Genomic DNA, 1,452 nt, shown 5'->3' with positions numbered 1-1,452 from the left:
GGCTGCGCCTGGCGGGCGAGACCCTGCGCGCCGCCCGGCTGCGGGTCGATGCCGGGCGCGACCCGCTGCTGCAGGCCGAGCGCGCCGAGGTGACCCGCGCCACCGCCGAGATCGCCATGGAGCGGGCCGAACGCGAGGCGGAGATCGCCCGCGGCGAGCTCGCGGTGCTGATCGGCGTGCCGGCGGTGCAGCTGGCCGCGCGCCAGCCCTGGTTCGACGACATCGGCCCGGCCGTTCCGGCGCCTGTTCCGGCCGATCCGTTGCAGAGGCTGGCGGCCAACCCGGACCTGGCCCGCTTCGAGGCCGCCATCGCCCAGCAGCGCGCCAACGTCACGTTGCAGCGCTCGGCTGGCGTGCCCGATGTCACGCTGAACGGCGATGTCCGGCATTCGCGCGACACGGGTGAGACGAGCTTCGTCGCCGGCGTCAGCATTCCGCTGCCCTTCTCCGACCGCAACCAGGGCGGCATCGCCCGGGCGAATGCCGAACTGCTGCGCGCAGAGACCGAGGCGCAGCGCGGGCGCGCCGCGCTGGTCGCCGAACTGCTGGCCACCGAGCGCCGGCTGGCACTCGCCTGGCGGGCCGCGCAGAGCCTGCGGCGCGACGCGCTGCCGGCGGCCGAGCGGGCGGCGCGCGCCGCCTCGGCCGGGTTCGGCGAGGGCAAGTTCTCCTTCCTCGAGGTGCTCGACGCCCAGAAGGCGCTGTCCGACACCCAGGCGCAGCTGGTCGAGACCACCCAGGAATTCCACACCCGCCGCGCCGCGCTGGAGCGGCTGCGCGGCGAACAACCCTCCGGAGCCCGCCGCTGATGCGCCGCGCAACCCTTCTCGCCAGTGCTGCCATCGGCGGGCTGGCCTTCGCCATCACCTTTTCCGCCGTCCCGGAGCAGGCGCGGCTGCTGATGGGGCTGCAGGTCCCCGCCGCCGCCGCCGAGCCCGCCGCCGCGGCGAAGCCCGACAGCCAAGCTGAGGGCAGGGAAAGCCATGGCGAGGAAGGCCATATCGCCATGACCGGGGAGCAGGTCGAGGCCTCGGGTATCGTCGTCGCCGCGGTCGGCGGTGGCCAGTTGCTGCGGCACGCCACGGTGCCCGCCGTGCTGGGCGCCAGCCAGGACCGCCAGGCGAGGGTGACGCCGCGCCTGGGCGGCGTCGTCGCCGAGGTGCGGCGCAGCCTGGGCGACGAGGTCGCCCAGGGCGAGGTGCTGGCCGTGCTGGAAAGCCGCGAGGTCGCCGACGCGAAGGGCGAGTTCCTGGCCGCTGGCCGCACCGCCGCCCTGGCCGAGACCCTGCTGGCGCGGGAGAGCCGGCTCTGGCGCCAGCGCGTCTCGGCCGAGCAGGATTTCCTGCAGGCCCGCGCCACGGCCGAGGATGCCCGCATCAAGCTGGATCTGGCGCGGCAGCGGCTGCTGGCCTTGGGCCTGGCGGAGGCCGAGATCGCGGCGCTGCCGCGCCA

At 75.6% G+C, this 1,452-nt stretch carries 1 protein-coding gene and 1 pseudogene; both read left to right on the top strand.

The window, feature by feature from the left end; genetic code table 11:
- On the top strand, positions 1-809 hold an 809-nt coding region (locus HMPREF0731_RS21270; protein ID WP_040614331.1), incomplete at its 5' end, for a TolC family protein.
- Positions 809-1,452: pseudogene (locus tag HMPREF0731_RS21265) on the top strand (hypothetical protein); the annotation flags it as partial. The gene HMPREF0731_RS21270 and the pseudogene HMPREF0731_RS21265, both read left to right, overlap by 1 nt.

It is taken from the genome of Pseudoroseomonas cervicalis ATCC 49957 (assembly GCF_000164635.1).
Taxonomy (GTDB): Bacteria; Pseudomonadota; Alphaproteobacteria; order Acetobacterales; family Acetobacteraceae; genus Pseudoroseomonas; species Pseudoroseomonas cervicalis.
Note: the sequence above shows the minus strand (reverse complement) of the source record. Positions and strands in the feature narration are given on the sequence as shown.